General features: G+C 68.6%; 19 protein-coding genes. 9 read left to right on the top strand and 10 right to left on the bottom strand.

All coding sequences use genetic code 11. The features are described from left to right. Nucleotides 1–8: 8 nt before the first annotated feature. Genes SNOV_RS01015 through SNOV_RS01000 form a run of 4 tightly spaced genes read left to right on the top strand, consistent with a single transcriptional unit; the run spans nt 9 to nt 3,009 of the window. Nucleotides 9–1,034: an amidohydrolase family protein gene (locus tag SNOV_RS01015; RefSeq protein WP_013165041.1), complete on the top strand. Its 1,026-nt coding sequence runs from the start codon at nt 9–11 to the stop codon at nt 1,032–1,034. Then, entirely contained in the window at nt 1,031–1,441 is a 411-nt protein-coding gene (locus tag SNOV_RS01010) for a cupin domain-containing protein (RefSeq protein WP_013165040.1), read from the top strand. Before SNOV_RS01015 ends, SNOV_RS01010 begins: the two co-directional genes overlap by 4 nt. Next, nucleotides 1,438–2,532, top strand: a complete 1,095-nt coding sequence (locus tag SNOV_RS01005) for an Ldh family oxidoreductase (RefSeq protein ID WP_013165039.1) — start codon at nt 1,438–1,440, stop codon at nt 2,530–2,532. Before SNOV_RS01010 ends, SNOV_RS01005 begins: the two co-directional genes overlap by 4 nt. An 18-nt stretch (nt 2,533–2,550) precedes the next feature. Continuing rightward, a complete protein-coding gene (locus SNOV_RS01000; RefSeq protein ID WP_013165038.1) occupies nt 2,551–3,009 on the top strand; it encodes a cupin domain-containing protein in 459 nt (152 codons plus the stop codon). Here the strand turns inward: SNOV_RS01000 and SNOV_RS00995 are convergent. Continuing rightward, nucleotides 2,985–3,959, bottom strand: a complete 975-nt coding sequence (locus SNOV_RS00995; RefSeq protein WP_013165037.1) for a LysR family transcriptional regulator — start codon at nt 3,957–3,959, stop codon at nt 2,985–2,987. The two genes, SNOV_RS01000 and SNOV_RS00995, sit on opposite strands and share 25 nt — an antisense overlap. A 70-nt stretch (nt 3,960–4,029) precedes the next feature. Here SNOV_RS00995 and SNOV_RS00990 point away from each other — a divergent pair, with 70 nt between their 5' ends. The 5 genes from SNOV_RS00990 (at nt 4,030) to SNOV_RS00970 (ending at nt 8,331) form a co-directional block, all read left to right on the top strand. Further along, nucleotides 4,030–4,587: a flavin reductase family protein gene (locus tag SNOV_RS00990; RefSeq protein ID WP_013165036.1), complete on the top strand. Its 558-nt coding sequence runs from the start codon at nt 4,030–4,032 to the stop codon at nt 4,585–4,587. Beyond that, a complete protein-coding gene (locus SNOV_RS00985; protein WP_013165035.1) occupies nt 4,584–5,684 on the top strand; it encodes an LLM class flavin-dependent oxidoreductase in 1,101 nt (366 codons plus the stop codon). The genes SNOV_RS00990 and SNOV_RS00985 overlap by 4 nt, the downstream gene beginning before the upstream one ends. 46 nt (nt 5,685–5,730) lie before the next feature. Continuing rightward, on the top strand, nt 5,731–6,753 hold the full coding sequence (locus tag SNOV_RS00980; RefSeq protein ID WP_013165034.1) for a Gfo/Idh/MocA family protein: 1,023 nt from the start codon (nt 5,731–5,733) through the stop codon (nt 6,751–6,753). 9 nt (nt 6,754–6,762) lie between these two features. Then, nucleotides 6,763–7,308, top strand: coding sequence for a carboxymuconolactone decarboxylase family protein (locus SNOV_RS00975; RefSeq protein ID WP_013165033.1), 546 nt, complete (start codon nt 6,763–6,765; stop codon nt 7,306–7,308). Between the two features lie 63 nt (nt 7,309–7,371). Next, entirely contained in the window at nt 7,372–8,331 is a 960-nt protein-coding gene (locus tag SNOV_RS00970; RefSeq protein WP_013165032.1) for a LysR family transcriptional regulator, read from the top strand. A 78-nt stretch (nt 8,332–8,409) separates the two neighbouring features. On the opposite strand, the gene SNOV_RS00965 is transcribed toward SNOV_RS00970, so the two are convergent. The 9 genes from SNOV_RS00965 to pxpB form a co-directional block, all read right to left on the bottom strand. Further along, entirely contained in the window at nt 8,410–9,918 is a 1,509-nt protein-coding gene (locus SNOV_RS00965; RefSeq protein ID WP_013165031.1) for a tripartite tricarboxylate transporter permease, read from the bottom strand. A gap of 10 nt (nt 9,919–9,928) precedes the next feature. Beyond that, nucleotides 9,929–10,375 (bottom strand): tripartite tricarboxylate transporter TctB family protein, encoded by a 447-nt coding sequence (locus SNOV_RS00960; protein WP_013165030.1) that lies wholly within the window; start codon nt 10,373–10,375, stop codon nt 9,929–9,931. A 122-nt stretch (nt 10,376–10,497) separates the two neighbouring features. Next, complete coding sequence (locus SNOV_RS00955) at nt 10,498–11,496, bottom strand: Bug family tripartite tricarboxylate transporter substrate binding protein (protein ID WP_013165029.1); 999 nt, start codon at nt 11,494–11,496, stop codon at nt 10,498–10,500. Nucleotides 11,497–11,563: 67 nt separating this feature from the next. After that, complete coding sequence (locus SNOV_RS00950) at nt 11,564–12,700, bottom strand: Gfo/Idh/MocA family protein (protein ID WP_013165028.1); 1,137 nt, start codon at nt 12,698–12,700, stop codon at nt 11,564–11,566. A gap of 185 nt (nt 12,701–12,885) precedes the next feature. Further along, nucleotides 12,886–13,641 carry a GntR family transcriptional regulator gene (locus tag SNOV_RS00945; protein ID WP_013165027.1) on the bottom strand — a complete coding sequence of 252 codons (756 nt, stop codon included), beginning with the start codon at nt 13,639–13,641 and terminating at the stop codon, nt 12,886–12,888. Nucleotides 13,642–13,661: 20 nt separating this feature from the next. Further along, on the bottom strand, nt 13,662–14,747 hold the full coding sequence (locus tag SNOV_RS00940; RefSeq protein ID WP_013165026.1) for a Gfo/Idh/MocA family protein: 1,086 nt from the start codon (nt 14,745–14,747) through the stop codon (nt 13,662–13,664). Between the two features lie 150 nt (nt 14,748–14,897). Then, the gene (locus SNOV_RS00935) at nt 14,898–15,668 is read right to left on the bottom strand and encodes a LamB/YcsF family protein (protein WP_013165025.1); all 771 of its coding nucleotides are present in this window, start codon (nt 15,666–15,668) and stop codon (nt 14,898–14,900) included. Nucleotides 15,669–15,681: 13 nt separating this feature from the next. After that, a complete protein-coding gene (locus SNOV_RS00930; RefSeq protein ID WP_013165024.1) occupies nt 15,682–16,719 on the bottom strand; it encodes a 5-oxoprolinase subunit C family protein in 1,038 nt (345 codons plus the stop codon). After that, on the bottom strand, nt 16,719–17,459 hold the full coding sequence (gene pxpB / locus SNOV_RS00925; RefSeq protein ID WP_013165023.1) for a 5-oxoprolinase subunit PxpB: 741 nt from the start codon (nt 17,457–17,459) through the stop codon (nt 16,719–16,721). The genes SNOV_RS00930 and pxpB overlap by 1 nt, the downstream gene beginning before the upstream one ends. Nucleotides 17,460–17,592: the final 133 nt, after the last annotated feature.

Genomic DNA, 17,592 nt, shown 5'->3' with positions numbered 1-17,592 from the left:
ACACGCGCATGAATGCTCCCGTGATCGACGTCCACGCCCATATCCTCACCGAGGAGATGATGGCCCGCATGCGCCGCGAGGCGCCCGAGATCGGCCCGACCTTGTCCGAGGTCGACGCCGAGGGCGGCGTGCTGAAGGTCGGCGACATCGTGCAGCGGCCCTTCCCGCGTGGCGGCTGGGACCTCGACAGGCGCTTCGCCGACCTCGACCATGCCGGCTTCGACCTGCAGGTGCTGTCCAACTGCCCGCAGACCTTCCTCTATGAACGCGAGGCTGCGCTCACCGCCGCGCTGTGCCAGATCCAGAACGAGGCCATCGCCGACCTTGTGCGCCGCCATCCCTCGCGCTTCCTCGGCATCGCGACGCTGCCCATGCAGGACCCGGCGCGGGCGGCGAACGAACTGCGCCGCGCCGTGACCAGGCTCGGCCTCAAGGGCGCGCAGATCGGCTCGCATATCGAGGGCCGCAACCTCGACGATCCGGCGCTGGAGCCGCTCTGGGCCACCGCCGAGGAGCTCGGCGCCTTCATCCTCATCCACCCGCAGAAGACGGCGGCGGGGGAGCGGACGAAGGAGTTCTATCTGAAGAACCTCATCGGCAATCCGCTGGAGACCACCATCGCGGCGGCCTCGCTCGTCTTCGGCGGCGTGCTGGAGCGCTATCCCGATCTCAGGATCTGCCTCGTGCATGGCGGCGGCTTCCTGCCCTTCCAGACCGGCCGGATGATCCATGGCTGGAAGGAGCGGCCGGAATGCCGGCGCCTCATCAAGGAGAGCCCGGAGGTTTCGATCCGCCGCCTCTACTTCGACACGCTGACCCATTTCGGACCGGCGCTGCGCTATCTCACCGACACCTTCGGCGCCGGCCATGTGCTGCTCGGCAGCGACTATCCCTTCGACATGGGCACGCTGGAGGGCGCCCGTCAGGTGCGCGCCGCCGGCCTCGCCCCGGCTGAGGAGGCGGCGATCCTCGGCGGCACGGCGGCCGGCTGGTTCGGCCTGTCCGCGGCAGAGCGGAAGGCGGTGCGCGCATGAGCAACGCGGCCATCCTCCGCCCGGACCAGCTGCCCGTCACCGAGCGCGGCGGCGGCGCACGCACCGTGCGCCTCGTCACCGCCGAGCTCGGCTCGCAGAAGCTGCTCAACGGCATCACCCGCTTCGGCCCCGGCGCGAGCATCCCGCTGCACAGCCACAATTGCGAGGAGAGCGTCATCATCCTCGAAGGCGACGCGGTGTTCGAGATCGACGGCGTCACCCACGAGCTGAAGACGCACGACACCACGTGGATCCCGCCGGACGTGCCGCACCGCTTCCGCAACGCCTCGGACAGCGCGCCGCTCGCCATCTTCTGGACCTATGCCGACGTCGCCGCCACCCGCACCATGGCCGCGACCGGCGAGACCCGTTCCATCGCTTCCGAGCATGCGGGGAACGGCCGATGAACGCCGCCGTGAAGCCGGAGCCCGGCGCCGCCGCCTCTCTCCCCTCCGCCGCGCTCGAAGGCCTCATCGCCGACGCGATGCGCGCCTGCGACCTGCCGCCCGAGGATGCCAGGGGCGTCGCGCGCCTCATGGTCGAGGCCGATCTCACCGGCGCCGACGGCCACGGCATCTTTCGCCTGCCGCAATATGTGCGGCGGCTGAAGGGCGGCGGCGTCAACCCCACCCCGCGGATCGAGGTGGAGCGCGCCGCCCCCGGCGTCGCCCTCGTCGACGGCGACAACGGCATGGGCCATCTGGTGATGAGCGTGGCGGTGGAGCATGCCGTCGCCCTCGCCCGCGAGATCGGCGTCGCCTGGGTCGGCGTGCGCCGCTCCAACCATGCCGGTCCCGCCGCGCTCTATGTCGACATGCTGGCGCGGCGCGGCATGGTCGGCATCTATTCGGTGGTGGCAAGCTCCAACCACATGGCGATCTGGGGCGGCACCTCCTCGCTGCTCGGCACCAACCCGCTCGCCATCGCCATCCCGGCGGGCGAGGACGCGCCGCCGGTGCTGCTCGACATCGCCACCACGGTCGTCTCCTACGGCACCGTCAAGAAGCATGTGCTGAACGACATCCCGCTCCCCGAGGGCTGGCTTGTCAGCAAGCAGGATGGCAGCGCCATCACCGACCCGAAGCGCAGCGGCGAGGGCCTGCTGCTGCCCATAGGTGGCCATAAGGGCTCCGGCCTCGCCCTCATGCTCGGCCTGCTTGCCGGCACGCTGAACGGCGCCGCCTTCGGCAGCGAGGTGGTCGACTTCAACGCCGATTCCTCGACCGAGACCAATACCGGGCATTTCCTCCTGGCGCTGGACGTCGCCCGCTTCATGCGCCCGGAGGCCTTCGCCGCCCTGCTCGCGCAACAGCTCAACGGATTGCGTGCCGACGCGCCGCTGCCCGGCACGGAGGGCGTGCGCATCCCCGGCGACCGCCGTGCCGCCCTGAGGGAAACGCGCGCCCGCGACGGCGTGCCGATCGCGCCGCCGCTACGCCGCCAGCTCGACGAGCTCGCCACGTCCCTCGCCATCCCGCCGCTCGACGACCGCCTCTGAAATCGCAGGAGACACGCCATGTCCGCCCCCGCCGCCACCGAACGCGGGACCATCAACGAGGGCGCCTTCAAGGCCGGCGACGGCGCCTATCTGTTCCAGCTCGACGCGCTCTCGGCCATCGAGGGTGGTCCCGGCTACTCCACCGCGATAGGCAGCGTGGTGGAGGGCATCCGCACCCAGTGCGGGCTGATGCGAAAGGCGCGCGGCACCGGCGCCCGCCCGCATTCGCACCCCAACGAGCAGTGGAACTATGTCGTGCAGGGCCGGCTCCGGGTGAACATAGAGGGCGAGCCGGAGCGCATCGCCGGGCCCGGCACGCTCATCTATTTCCCGCCGAACGTCACCCACTACACCATCGCTCTGCCCGAGGAGGACGTGGTGTTCTTCGTGGTGAAGGACACCACGCACGGCATCGCCGGCAAGGCCGCGGACGGCACGATGAGCGGCGGGCACTACGACACGCCGGCCTCCTCGTAGAGCCCGGCCCGTTCGCCCCACACGCCGCCGACCCGCGCCGTCTCGTCGGCCAGCACGTCGAGGAAGGCGGCCGCGGCCGGGCTCAGCGGCCGTCGGGCCGGCTCGATCCGCACGAGGTCCATGCCGAGCGGCGGATCGGCGATCGGGTTGACGGTGAAGCGCCGCAGCGTGCCCGGCGATACCGGCCGCGCCGCCTCCTCCGCCATCATCAGTCCCGGCAATATCGCTACCCAGTCGGTGGAGGCGACGAAGTCGAGCGTGCCCATCATCGCGTCGAGTTCGAGCCGCCGCTCCACCGCCACGCCATTGGAGGCGAGATAGGTCTCGATACTGGCGCGCCGGGCATTCTGCGCGCTCGGCACCACCACCTTCAGCGGGCCGAGATCGACGAGCCGCAGCGCCTTCATGTGCTCCCGCCCTGCCGCGGCGCCGGAGACCAGCACCTCCGGCGTATAGGCGAAGCGCGTCGTCTTCACGCCCACCGTCCCGGTCGAGGCCGGCACGATGGCGAAGGCGAGCTCGCCCGCACGCACCTGCTGGGTGAGGTTGGCCGAATAGGCCTCCCAGATCCGCACCCCGACATTGGGGTGCAGGGCCACGAAGCGTGCCAGCGCCGGCGCCAGCACCGAGCGCGTCATGGTCGGCATCAGCCCCACCACCATCTCGCCGTCGAGCCCGGCGCCGAAGCGTCCCACCGAGCGGTTCGCCATCTCGTTGAGCCGCAGCAGCTCGATGCAGTGGCGATAATAGCTCTCCCCCGCCGGCGTCGGCTGCACGGAGCCGCCGCCGCGCGCAAAGAGCTTCACCCCGAAACGGTCCTCGATCTTGCGGATGTGCTGGGAGACGCCGGACTGCGTCGCATTCTCCCGCTCCGCCGCCGCCGTGAAGGAACGCTCCTCATAGGCAGCCACGAACAGCCGGACATCGCGCAGCGTAGTGCTCATCGCCATTACGTTTCCTGATGGAGACGAGCAGATCATATCATTTCGGCAGCGACGGGTCGCGCCCTAAGCTTTTCCCATGAGCGAACATGTCATCGATTTCCGATCGAGCGACGATCACGGCCATTTCCGGCGGGCGCTCGGACGTTTCGCCACCGGCGTCACCGTGGTCACCACGCGCACGGCCGACGGCAAGCTCGAAGGCCTGACCGCCAACAGCTTCTCCTCGGTTTCGCTCGATCCGCCGCTGGTGCTGTGGAGCCTGCGGCGGCAGGCCCCCTCGCTGTCGAGCTTCACCGCCGCCGGGCACTTCGCCGTCAACGTGCTCGGCACGCACCAGAAGCATCTGTGCCGGCACTTCGCGACCCCGCATGCCGACAAGTTCGACGTGGTGCCGCACCGCATCGGCGACCACGGCGCGCCGCTGATCGAGGACGCCATCGCCCGTTTCGAATGCCGCACCGAGCAGGTGATCGAGGCCGGCGACCATCTGATCTTCCTCGGCCGGGTGCTGCGGGCCACCCATCGCGACGGCGAGCCGCTGATCTTCGCCACCGGCGCGCTGTGCAGCCCCGCGCTGCTGCCGTCGGACCCGCCGATAAACGACCATTCCGCGAACCGGGAGCGCGCCTCATGAAACTCGGCTTCTTCACCATGCCGATCCACCCGCTGCACCGCCCGCTGGCCGAGACGCTGCAGGAGGACCGGGAATTCTGCCTCATCGCGGAGAAGCTCGGCTTCTGCGAGGGCTTCTTCGGCGAGCACATCACCGACGGCGCCGAGACCATTACCTCCTCGCTGATCTTCATCGCCTGGCTGCTCAACGAGACCAGCACGATCAAGCTGGGCTCCGGCACCATCAACCTGCCAAACCAGCACCCCGCCCGCGTCGCCGGCGAGGTGGCGATGCTCGACCACATGGCGGAGGGTCGCTACCTGATGGGCATCAGCCCCGGCGGCCTGCTCTCGGATGCCGAGGTGTTCGGCAATCTCGACAAGGACCGCACCGAGATGTTCGTCGAGGCGATCGACCACGTCCTCGCCATCTGGTCGGAGGAGCCGCCCTACAAGCGGGTCGGCAAGCACTGGACCATCACCACCGAGCGCACGAACATCCCCGCGCTCGGCCAGGGTGCGATCCACAAGCCGTATCAGCGCCCGCACCCGCCCATCGTCGTCACCGCCGTCGCCCCCTTCTCCAAGGGCGTCACCGAGGCGGCCATCCGCGGCTGGGATCCGATCTCGGCGAACTTCCTGCTGCCGGTCTGGGTGAAGACCCACTGGCCGAAATATGTCGAAGGCTGCGAGAAGGGCGGGCGCCCGGCCGATCCCGCCAATTGGCGCGTCGCCAAGAGCATCTTCGTCGCCGACGACCTCGCCACCGCCCGCCGCTACGCCACCGAGCCCGGCAGCCCCTATTATGCCTATTACAACTCACTGGCGACCAAGTTGGTCGGCAATGGCCGCGCCAACCTGTTCAAGCGCGACCAGAGCGCGCCGGACAGTTCGGTGACGGTAGAGAGCGTGCTGGCCGACCTCGTCATCTGGGGCACGCCCGACAAGGTCGCCGACGAGCTCGCCGCCTTCGAGGACGAGATCGGCGAGTTCGGCACCCTGCTCTATGCCGGCCATGACTGGGCAGATCGCGGCCTCGCCATACGTTCCCTGGAGCTCATGGCGGAAAAGGTGATGCCGGCGGTGAATGCCGGCCGCCGCTCCGCCGCCGCCGAATGACGTTCAACGACCAAGAGCCGCCGGCCAAGGCGGCAAGGGAGGACACATGATCCGCGCCGCGATCGCCGGCCTCGGCTGGTGGGGCAAGCACATGATCCGCCGCATGGCGGATTCCGACGAGCTGCGCATCGTCGCCGCCATCGACACCTCGGACGCTCAAGGCGCCTTCGCCGCCGAGCACGGCATTCCGCTGACGACCGACTGGGACGACGTGCTGAACGATCCCTCGATCGACGCGGTCATCCTCTGCACCCCGCACTCGCTGCACACCGCCCAGGTCGCGATGGCCGCCCGCGCCGGCAAGCACGTCTTCTGCGAGAAGCCGCTGGCGCTCACCCGCGCGGACGCCGAGCGCTCGGTCGCCGCCTGCCGCGCCGCCGGGGTGAAGCTCGGCATCGGCCATGAGCGCCGCTACGAGCCGGCCATGCTGGAGATAAAGCGCCTGGTGCAGTCCGGCGCGCTCGGCACGATCATGCATGTCGAGGCGAATTTCAGCCACGACAAGCTCGCCGCCGTGCCGAAGACCGACTGGCGTGCCTCCACGGTCGACGCGCCCGCCGCCGGCATGACCGCCATGGGCATCCATCTGACCGACGGCTTCATCGAGCTGTTCGGGCCCATTGACGAGGTCTATGCCAGCACCGCCACCCGCGCCACCGACCGGCCGAACGGCGACGTCGTGTCCGTGCATACCCGCTTCGCCTCCGGTGCCACCGGCTATCTCAACGCCATCCTGGTGACGCCGCTCTATATCGGCATCACCGTGTTCGGCACCGATGCCTGGGTCGAGGCGCGCAACCATACGCATCCCGATACGCCGGGCCCGACGACGCTGACCCTCCAGCACAAGGACGGCCGGCGCGAGGTGCGCGACTACGAATGGACCGACACGGTGCGCGCCAATCTCGAAGCCTTTGCACGTTCGATCGAATCCGGCACGCCCTATGTGTTCACGGACGAGCAGAAGGTCGGCAACATCGCGGTGCTGGAAGCGATCTGCCGCTCGGTGGCCACCAACGCGCCGGTGAAGGTCGAGGCGGACCGCCCCGCCCTCGCGGCCAGCGCCTGAGGAGCCGGGATGGACGACCTCACCGCCGCCCCCCGCTATCGCGAGCTGGATCCCGCCCACCTCGACCCCGCGCAGCGCCGCATCTTCGAGGAGATCGGCCGCCCGCGCGCCGGGGCGGTGCCGGCGCCGTTCCACATCTATGTCGAGAGCCCGGAACTCGCGGAGACGGCGCAGGCGCTCGGCGCCTTCTGCCGCTACCGCACCGGCCTGCCACCGCGCCTGTCGGAACTCGCCATCCTCACCACCGCGGCGCATTGGGGCGCCGAATACGAGTTCGGCGTCCATGCCCGCGAGGCCCGCAAGGCCGGCGTGCCGGAGGCCGAGATCGAGGCGCTCGCCGCCGGCCGGCGCCCCCACTTCACCGATCCCGATGCCGCGCTGGTGCACGACTTCGCCGGCGCCGTCTATCGCGAGAAGGACGTGCCGGACGAACTCTTCGCCGCCGCGGTCGAGCGCTTCGGCCGCCGGACGGTGATCGAGCTGACCGGCCTGCTCGGCTACTACTCCATGATCGCGATCGCCCTGCGCGTGTTTCGCGTGCCGCCGCCCGCGTGAGAGGATCAGCGTTCAGAACAAGGGGCACACCACAACAGAACAGGTGCCTTCGGAGGAACCGCCATGGAACTGCGCAGCATCGAAGCCTTCGTGCGCGTCGCCGAGCTCGGCAGCATCACGCGGGCGTCCCGCGACCTCGGCATCGTCCAGCCCGCCCTCAGCCGGCACATACAGCGCATCGAGACCGAGATCGGCACGCCATTACTGGTGCGCCTTCCACGCGGGGTGCAGCTCACCTTGGCGGGCCGCCGCTTCCTCCAGCACAGCCGGCGCATTCTGCAAGAGGTCGCGCGCGCGGCCGAGGAGATGAACATCGGCGGCGACTGCCTCTCGGGCCGCGTGGTGGTCGGCATCTCGCCGACGCTCTCCTCGCTGCTGACGCCCGGCCTCATCGAGCGCTGCGCCTCGACCTATCCTGCGATCAACCTCACCATCGTCGAGGAATTCACCCGCCGCCTGCAGACGGATCTCGTCAACGGCCAGGTCGACCTCGCGCTTCTCACCAACCCGCCGCCGAACCGGGCGCTGCGCTTCACCGCCGTTCTCACCGAGCCGATCGTTGTGGTCATGCCCCGCCATTCGCGCGGCGTCTCTCCGGTGGTGACGCTGGACGAGCTCGCCTCGACGCCGATGCTGGTGACGCGCGGCATCCGCGCGATGGTGGACGAACAGCTCGCCCCTCACGGCGTGTGCATCGAGGTCGATTGCGAGATCGACGCCGTCGAGGCGATCCGCCGCATGCTGCTGCGCGGCCGCGGCGCCTCGATCATGCCGATCTCCGCCTTCCGCAAGGAGATCGACGATGGCCTGCTCACCGGCCTCGCGGTGGGCGGCGTCAATCTCAGCCGCACCATCATGCTCTCGCATGTCGGCGACAAGGTCAGCGCCGCCGCCCATGCGGTGATGGGCCTGCTGCGTGCCGAGATCGACTCGCTGGCCCAGCGCGGCCTGTTCAGCGCCCTGCCGGACACCTCCTCGCACTGGGCGCAGCCGCAGCAGCGCGGGCTGGCCGGCGCAGCCTGACCTTCCCGCTCCCCATGTCAAAACGGCCGGGCTCCCGCCCGGCCGTTTTCCGTTTGCCCGGAAGGAGGGGCGACCCGATCAGTCCGTGCTCTCCTCGAAGGCGCGCTGCCGCGTCACGCGGATCATCGGGGCGACGAGCACGATCAGCAGAAGGAAGGTCAGGACGAGGAAGCTCAGGCTGATCGGCCGCTCGATGAACACCATCGGGTCGCCGTGCGAGATCAGCAGCGCCCGGCGCAGCGTCTCCTCGATCATCGGGCCGAGGATGAAGCCGAGCAGCAGCGGCGCCGGCTCGCAGTGCAGGCGCCTCATCATGTAGCCGAAGCCGCCGAACACCGCGGCCATCACCACGTCGAGCGCGTTGTTGTTGATGCTGTACACGCCGATGCAGCAGAACAGCATGATCGCCGGATAGAGCATGCGGTAGGGCACCGAGAGCAACTTCACCCAGATGCCGATCAGCGGCAGGTTGAGCACCACCAGCATCAGATTGCCGAGCCACATGGAGGCGATCAGCCCCCAGAACAGGTCCGGCCGCTGGTTCATGAGCTGCGGCCCCGGCGAGAGGCCCTGCATCATCAGTGCGCCGATCATCAGCGCCATCACCGCGCTCGACGGCAGGCCGAGCGTCAGCATCGGGATGAAGGCGGTCTGCGCCGCGGCATTGTTGGCCGCCTCCGGCCCGGCGACGCCCTGGATGGCGCCGTGACCGAACTCGCCCGGCGTCTTCGAGAGCTTCTTCTCCAGCGCGTAGGTGGAGAAGGACGCGAGCACCGGCCCGCCGCCCGGCAGCAGGCCGAGGCAGCCGCCCAGCGCCGTGCCGCGCAGCGCCGGTCCGATGAAGCGCTTGATATCCGCCCAGCCCGGCCACAGCCCGCGCACCTCCTTGACAAAGCTGCGCCCGCTGTCCTTGTGCTCGAGATTGGAGATGGTTTCGCCGATCCCGAACATGCCCATGGCGATGACGGCGAAGTCGATGCCGTCACCAAAGGCCGGCACCCCGAAGGTGAAGCGCTCGACGCTGGTATTGGCGTCGATGCCGATGGTGCCGAGCAGGATGCCGACCAGGATCATGCCGATGGCCTTCACGATCGAGCCATGGGCGAGGATCACCGCGGCGACGAGGCCGAACAGCATCAGCGAGAAATAGTCCGCAGGGCCGAAGTCGAGCGCCACCTCGGCGAGCGCCGGCGCCGCCACTGCGATGACCAGGGTCGCCAGCGTGCCGGCAATGAAGGAGCACAGCGCGGCGGTGGCGAGCGCGAGGCCCGCCTGCCCCTTGCGCGCCATCTGGTAGCCGTCGATGGCGGTGACGACCGATGAGCTCTCGCCCGGCAGGTTGACGAGGATCGCCGTGGTCGAGCCGCCATATTGCGCGCCGTAATAGATGCCCGCGAGCATGATCAGCGCCGCTGGCGCCGGCAGCGCGAAGGTCACCGGCAGGAGGATGGAGATGGTCGCCACCGGACCCAGTCCCGGCAGCACGCCGATGACGGTGCCTAGCAGCACGCCGAGGAAGCCGTAGAGCAGGTTCGCCGGCGTCAGCGCCACCGAGAAGCCGAGCATCAATTCGTTGAAGAGCTCCATCGCGCCGCCCTCACCACAGATGGGTGGCGGGCAGATGCAGCCCGAGACCGTAGGAGAACAGCACCAGGCAGAAGCCGACCAGCCCCACTGCGAGCAGTATCGTCTCCAGCGGCTTGTATTGCCGGCCGGCGATACGCGCGCCGATGACCACGGCAAGACCGGCCACCGGGAAGCCCCAGTCCTCGATGAGCAGGCCGAACAGCAGGATGCTGCCGATCAGCAGCGCCAGCGGCCGTATGTCGATCGAGCCGACTTCCTCGGTCTCGGTGACGAAGGAGCGGATGATCAGCACGCCGCCCAGCAGGATGAGACCGGAGCTCACCAGCAGCGGGAAATAGCCGGCGCCCATGCGGGCGGCGGTGCCGATCGGGTAGTCGGAGCCGATGATGATGGCGACGGCCCCGAGGCCGCAGAACAGCAGCCCGGTGAGGAAGTCGGAAGAGATCCTGATATCCATGGACAACCCCGTTTCCGCCCTCGCGGCTGCGCAGGGCAGCGGGACGACGGCGGCTTGGTGACCGGGTGACGGTCGAAGCCGGCGCCCGACGACGCCGGCTTCGCGGTCGGTTCAGGCGGGCGTCAATCGGCCTTGGCGCCGATCTCCTTGATGATGCCGCTCCATTTGTCGGCGTCCGCCTTGATATAGGCCTTGAACTCCGCCGGGCTCGGGCTCGACACCGCGATGACGCCGGATTCGGCCATGCGCGCCCGGATGGTCGGGTCCTTCATCGCCTCGACCACCGCCGCATGCAGCTTGTCGATGATCGGCTGCGGCGTGCCGGCGGGAGCGAGCAGCCCCTGCCAGGAGGAGGAGACGCTCTTGGGGAAGCCCTGCTCGGTCATGGTCGGCACGTCCGGCAGCTGCGCGACGCGCTCCTTGGTGGTGACGCCGAGCGCCTTCAGCCGCCCGCCCTTCACATGATTGATGCCGGAGGAAATGGTCACGAACATCAGGCTGACATGGCCGCCCATCACGTCGGCGGCGGCGGGACCGGCACCGCCCTTATAGGGCACATGGATCATGTCGAGCCCCGCCTCGCGGCGGAACGCCTCCATCTCCAGCCGGTTCACAGAGCCGGTGCCGGGCGAGGCGAAGTTCACCTGCCCCGGCCGCGCCTTCACATATTCCACCAGTTCCTTGACGTTGTTCGGCGGGAACTTCGGGTTCGCGATCATCAGGCCGGGGGTGTCGGCGACGATGGAGATCGGCGCGAAGTCCTGCAGCGGCTTCACCCGCAGGCTGGAGAAGATGTAGGGGTTGATCGACACGGTGCCGACATTGCCGAGGAACAGCGTGTAGCCGTCCGGCTTGGCGCGGGCGGCGAGATCCATGCCGACATTGCCTGCGGCGCCGTCGCGGTTCTCAACCACGATCTGCTGGCCGAGGATCTCCGAGAGCTTCGGCTGCAACAGGCGGGCGGCGAAGTCGGAGGCGCCGCCGGGCGCGAAGGGCACGATGACGGTGATCGGCTGGTTCGGATAGTCCGATTGCGCATGCGCCGGCACAGCAGCGGCGAGCGTTGCTCCGGCCAGGAGCGCGAGACCGGCACGGCGGGTGAAAGTCACGGCAGCATTCATCGTTCCCTCCCAGGAATCGCGGCGCCGCCCTTGTTTTGCTGGCGCCGTTTCAGCTTGCAGCGATGCGTCAGGCCATGGCGGCCTCGCGCATGAGTTCGCGTTCACCTTCGACTTCGAGCGGCAGCTTCACCGGCCGCTTCAGCTTTGCGGACAGGTCGAGCGCCTTGGTCAGCATCAGCCGGTTGTGCGCCTCCGCCGCGGTGGCGTGCTGCGTCGGCAGGTCGAGCGCGATGCGGTTGAGCCAGGATTCCGTCTCGGTCCGCATCGGCCCGCGCAATTCGCCGAGCGCCATGTCGCCGGGCGGGTAGCTGCCCATGAAGTCGACGAGGCGGGTCTTGTCCGGCAGGTAACCTTCTTCCTGCGGCGCGGAGACCGCCAGCACGATGTCGCGGTGGGTGTCGTCGATGGTGAGCACGCCGGTCGTGCCGACGATCCCGACCTCGAGGCTGTAGACCGCGCCCGGCCAGGTCACCGGCAGCGCCCAGGAGATGTTGAGGTGGTAGAGCGAGCCGTCGCTCATCATGATCATGCCCGCGGTGCCGTCGATGCCGCGCCAGTCCGGGCCGAGCACCTTGTCGACGGAGCGGGCATAGACCTCCACCGGCGTCTTGGCTTCCAGGTACCACATGACGATGTCGAGCGCGTGGGTGCCGGAGATCACCATGGGCGAGATCGTCTCGGGCGCGTTCGAACGGCGGTAATTGTCGATGGCGACCAGCCGGTTCATGAAAGCACGGGACGTGACCATGGTCACGTCGCCCAGCGCGCCGGTACGCACCTTCTCCTTGGCGGCGAGCCAGCGGCGGCGGAAGCGCTGGGTATAGCCCACCACGGCGTCGACGCCGGACGCCTCGATCTCGCGCAGCACCCGCGCGGAATCGTCGAGATGCGTCGCCAGCGGCTTCTCGATCAGCATCGGCAGGTCGCGCTCCAGTGCGGCCATCACCGGATCGACATGCAGGTGCTCGTCGGTGGCGACGATGACCGCCGTCACCTCCGGGCGCTTCAGCAATTCGCGATGGCTGGTGGTGACGAAATCCGCGCCGATCTCGGCGCCGATGCGCCGGCCCTTCTCCGCATCGATCTCCGCGAGGCCGATCCATTCGACGGCGGGATGCCGCGCGGCGACCGCGCCGCGGAACAGACCGACGCGGCCGGCGCCGACGATGGCAAGCCCGATCCCCCTAGGCGACTTTCGCGGCATCAGATAACTCTCCCTCGACAATCCAGACAATGCACGGGCGATTTCCTTGTGCATCGCACCGCGAGCCGGCTCTTTATTTGCGGTCGAGCGGACCATACGCAGGGAGGGTCTTCAAATACTCTTTCGCCATTGGGACATACTGGCAGGGCATGGCAGAGGACGCACAAGCCCGAAGGCGCGGCGGCTCAGCGACGCTCGAATTCGATGTTCAGCGTAAAGCGGTTCTCGGGATGCACCGAATAGGTGACGAGGAAGACGGCGCCGTCCTGCCCCCGGTAGCGACGGATGATGACGAGGGCGGGGTCGTCCTGGCGCGCCATCAGCGGCTCGGCCAGTTCCGCCGTGACATGCCCGACGAAGATCTCGACCTGGGCATGTGCGGCACGCACGTTCAGCATTTCCTCGAGCTGACGCAGAACCGACACCCCTTCCGGGTTCGGAAGGTCGAACACGCCCGCATGTTCCGGCAGCACATAGATGTCGAAATAGGCGATGGGCGCGAGCGATGCCTGCGTCAGGCGGAGGGCCTTCAGCCGTACCCAGGGCTGCCCGACCCGGCATTTCAGCAGCATGGCCAGTTCGGGCGACGCGGCGAGGGCGTCCGTCCTTATGTGCTGACGGCGGGTCTCCGAAGGATATTGCAGCAGCTCCTCGATCGAGCTCAGCCGGTGCACGAAGGTCTCGCGCCGGCGGCTGGCGAGAACGATGGTGCCGACGCCGGCGCGCGCATCGATCAGCCCTTCCTCCCGCAGCCCTGCGAGCGCCTGCCGAATGGTGAAGCGGCTTGCCGCGAAGCGGGCGCACAGCTCGTGCTCCGTCGGCAGGTGAGCGCCGACCGGATGGGTGCCCGCATTGATCTCGGCGCGCAGGGCGGCCTCGATCTCGCTGTACCGGGCGGCACGTCCCGGCTTTTCCGGCACGGCTGGATCGGCATCGCTCATTGCGGCCTCGCGCATTCCCGTCACGACGCCGCGATGGCGGCGGCGTTCAGATCGCCTATGCGGGCGATCGACTGGTTCGACAGCGGCAGGTCGACCGGCTCGTTGATCGCCGCCGAGAGATCCGCCGCCATATAGGTCTGCATTACCATACGGGCATGCTCCGGCTCGACCATCACCGGGCGGTCGCGCAGCACGGATTCGAGGAAATGGATCGTCTCCGGCCCCATCTGGCCGGCGAACACATGGTCCACCTGCTCGCCGGGCATGGTCGACATGGGAAAGCGCGTGCCCTCGCTCACCGTGCTGAGCCAGTTGTCGCGCTGGGTGTCGTCGAGGATCAGCGCGCCCTCGGTGCCGGTGATCTCGATCCAGGTGCCGCAATAGTTCGGATAGGCCGGCGGCAGGTTCCAGCCGCCGCCGACGACGACCAGCGCGCCGTTGTCCATCGTGACCGTGGACCACATGCAGTCATAGGAGCCGTTGATCTCCTGCATGTAGCCATAGGCGCCCTGCGAATAGACCCGCACCGGCTTGGCCGGCTCCAGCAGCCAGAACACGAAGTCGAGATCGTGGGTGGATTCCATGGCCGCCGGCGAGAGCTTGACGCGCGAGGCGATCTTCTTGCCGAGATTGCGCGAGAGATGACGGCTGACCATCACATTGACCACCCGCCCGAGCGTACCCTCGGCGATGCTCTTCCTGGCATAGGCGATCTTGGGGTTGAAGCGCTGGGAATAGCCGATGGTGAATTTGACGCCATTGCGCCGGGACAGCTCGATCAGCTCGTTCGCCTCCCACAGCTCCATGGCGATCGGCTTCTCCAGCAGCACATGCTTGCCGGCCCGCAGGCAATCCCGCGCGATCGGGAAGTGGGTGCTCTCCGGCGTCGTGGAGATGTAGACGACCTGGATCGCGTCGTTGTGGACGATGTCCTGGTAGTCGAGCGTGGCTGTCGCCGGGTTGGTCAGCGCCCGCACTTCCTCCAGCCGCTCCGGCCGGATCTCGCAGATGTGCAGCCTGTCCACCAGCGCCGAACGGGACAGCGTCTCGGCCCGAATCCCCCCGCACCACCCGGTACCGATGACCGCCACCTCGACCTGCCGCATGACCACATCTCCCGTCCCGGTTTCGCGGAATGGGATAATGTCCGGACATTATGGAGAAGGCAATTGCCGACGGTGCTTATTGGAGAATGAAACAGACCTCTCGCCTCTGGGCTAATGTCCGGACCTTATCCGGCCGGCGAAGACGGTGCCCTATAGCCACTCCGCCATCGGCCGGACGCCATAGCCGGCGCCTTCGAGCCGGGTCCTCACGGCGCGCGCCATGGCCACGGCATCGGCGGTGTCGCCGTGGACGCACACCGTGTCGGCGCGCACGGGGATGCGCGCGCCGCTGATCGAGACCACCTCGCCGCTTTCGACGATGCGCAGCACGCGCTCTGCCGCGGCTTCCGCGTCGTGCAGCACGGCACCGGGCAGCTTGCGCGAGGCGAGGTTGCCATTGTCGGCATAGGCGCGGTCGGCATAGATCTCGCGCGCAACCTTCAGCCCCATCTCCTCGCCCGCCCGTTCGGTCGGCAGGCCGGGCATGACGATGAAGATGAAGCCGGGGTCCACCGCCTTGATCGCCCGCGCCACCGCCCGCGCCAGCTCAATGTCCTCGTTCGCCATGTTGCCGAGCGAACCATGCGTCTTCACATGGGCGAGCTTGAAGCCCTGGGCATGGGCGAGCGCCTGCAGCGCGCCGATCTGGTAGATGAGTTGCTTCTCGATCTCTCCGACGCTCTGGCCGAGGATGGGCCGCCGGCCGAAGCCCCACAGGTCCATGAAGCTCGGATGCGCGCCGCAACCCACCCCGCGCGCCTTCGCGCTCGCGAGCGTGTCCGCCATCACCAGCGGGTCGCCGGCATGGAAGCCGCAGGCGATGTTGGCGGAAGTGACGATATCGAGCATCGCCTTATCGTCGCCGAGCGAATAGACGCCGAAGCCCTCGCCCATGTCGCAATTGAGGTCGATCGTCTTCATGGGAACGCTCCGGTCAGAAGGAAAGCTCGGGATCGGTCGCCGAGCATATGCCGTCGATCAGGTTGTGGGTCAGCAGCCATTCGCTGGTGAGCGCGGCGCCGGGGCGGATGACCTCCGTCATCTGCCCGGCCATGGTCATGATGGCTTTCTCATGCGCCAGCGCCGCCGCCTGCGCCGCCTCGGGCGAGATGGCGGCAAAGCGCAGTATGTCGCCGGGGCGGGCTTGGCCGAGGCGCCAGAGGTCCGGGCCGATCACGGTGGCGATCTTCGGGTAGCCGCCGGTAGTCTGTCGGTCGGCGAGCAGCACCAGCGGCCGGCCGTTGCCCGGCACCTGGACGGAGCCGTTCATGATGCCGTCCGAGACGATGTTGAAGTCGTCGGCATGCTCGATCTCCGGCCCGTCAAACTGGGCGCCCATGCGGTCGGCCTTGTCGGTCACGCGGTAGTCGGACGACAGGAAGGTCTCGATGCCCTTCGCGGTGAAGAGGTCGTCCTGCGGGCCGAGCACGACGCGGACCGCCCCCTCGCCGCGCGGGCGATGAGCCCGTGCCAACGTCAATAGCGGCCCGGCTGCCGCGCCGCGGACGGGGAGCCGGTCGCCGGTGCGCAAGGCCCGCCCCTCCAGCCCGCCGATCGCGGAACGGGAGTGGGTGGAGAGACTGCCGAATGTCGGCGCGATATCGAAGCCGCCGGCAATCGCGAGATAGCCGCGCATGCCGGCACGGGCGGCGCCGATGTCGATACGGTCGCCGGGGGTAAGCTCATAAGCACGCCAGCCCTCGGCAGCGGCGCCGTTGATGGAGAACGGCATGTCGGCGCCCGCCAGAGCCATACGCAGCGGGCCGCCTTCGACCGTCGCCGAAAGGCCGAGCATGGTCAGCTCGATGGCAGCCTCCCCGCGCGCATTGCCGACGAGGAGGTTCGCCGCCAGCAAGGCGAGGCTGTCCATCGCACCGGAAGCGGAGATGCCGAAGCGCTGATAGCCGAAGCGGCCGAAGTCCTGCAGGCTGGAGAACAGGCCCGGCCGGTCGATGACGAGATGCGCCGCCATCACGCTGGCTCCCATTCGGCGACGATCTCGCCCGCCTCGGCCGCTCGGCACAGGCGCTCATATTCCCCCGCCTTTATGGGCACGAAACGGATGGTGTCGCCCGCCGCGAACAGGAACGGACGCTCGGCGCGCGCAGGATCATAGGAGCGCACCGGCGTCTGGCCGAGCAGGTGCCAGGCCGAGGGAATCGACAGCGGCGGCGAGACGGCCGTCTGCTTGCCGCCGATGGAGACGCTACGCGGCGGCGTTCCCATCCGCGGGCCGGTACGCCGGCTGGTGTGGACCGCCTCCGGCAGGCCGCCGAGATAGGCGAAGCCCGGCGCGAAGCCGATCATGTAGACGCGATAGTCGGCGCCGCTGTGCAGGTCGATCACCTCCTGCGTGGTGAGACCGTGCACATGCGCGACATGCTCGAGGTCGACGCCATGCTCGCCGCCATAGAGCACCGGCACGCGCCAGATGCCGTGGGCCTCGCCGGCATCCGCCGGCGGCGGCCAGAGCGCCAGCACCTCTTCGCGCAGGTCCTCGCGCGCCAGCACTAGCGGGTCGAACAGCACCAGCAGCGAGCGATAGGTCGGCACCACCTCGCGCACGCCGGCAAGCTCGCGCGCCGCCAGCGCATCCGCCAGGGCGATCACCTGCCGATTGATGGTCTCGTCGATGGCGTCGCCGAACTCGACGACGAGGCCGCTCTCCCCGGCGTCGAGCAGGCGGGGGGCGGGAGCCGGCCCGGTCTTCATGCACATTCTTCCGTCACTTCACGCAGCATGGCGGGCTTCGTTTCCAGATATGTGCCAAGCGCGCCGGCTCTCCTGCGCTCCTCGCTTCCCGGCGGCGGGAAAACCGTGTGCCGGCCGATCTTTGCAGCAGGCG

This window comes from Ancylobacter novellus DSM 506 (genome assembly GCF_000092925.1).
In the GTDB taxonomy this organism is placed as follows: domain Bacteria; phylum Pseudomonadota; class Alphaproteobacteria; order Rhizobiales; family Xanthobacteraceae; genus Ancylobacter; species Ancylobacter novellus.
The sequence above is the reverse complement of the archived record's forward strand: the minus strand, read 5'-3'. Positions and strand labels throughout refer to the sequence as shown.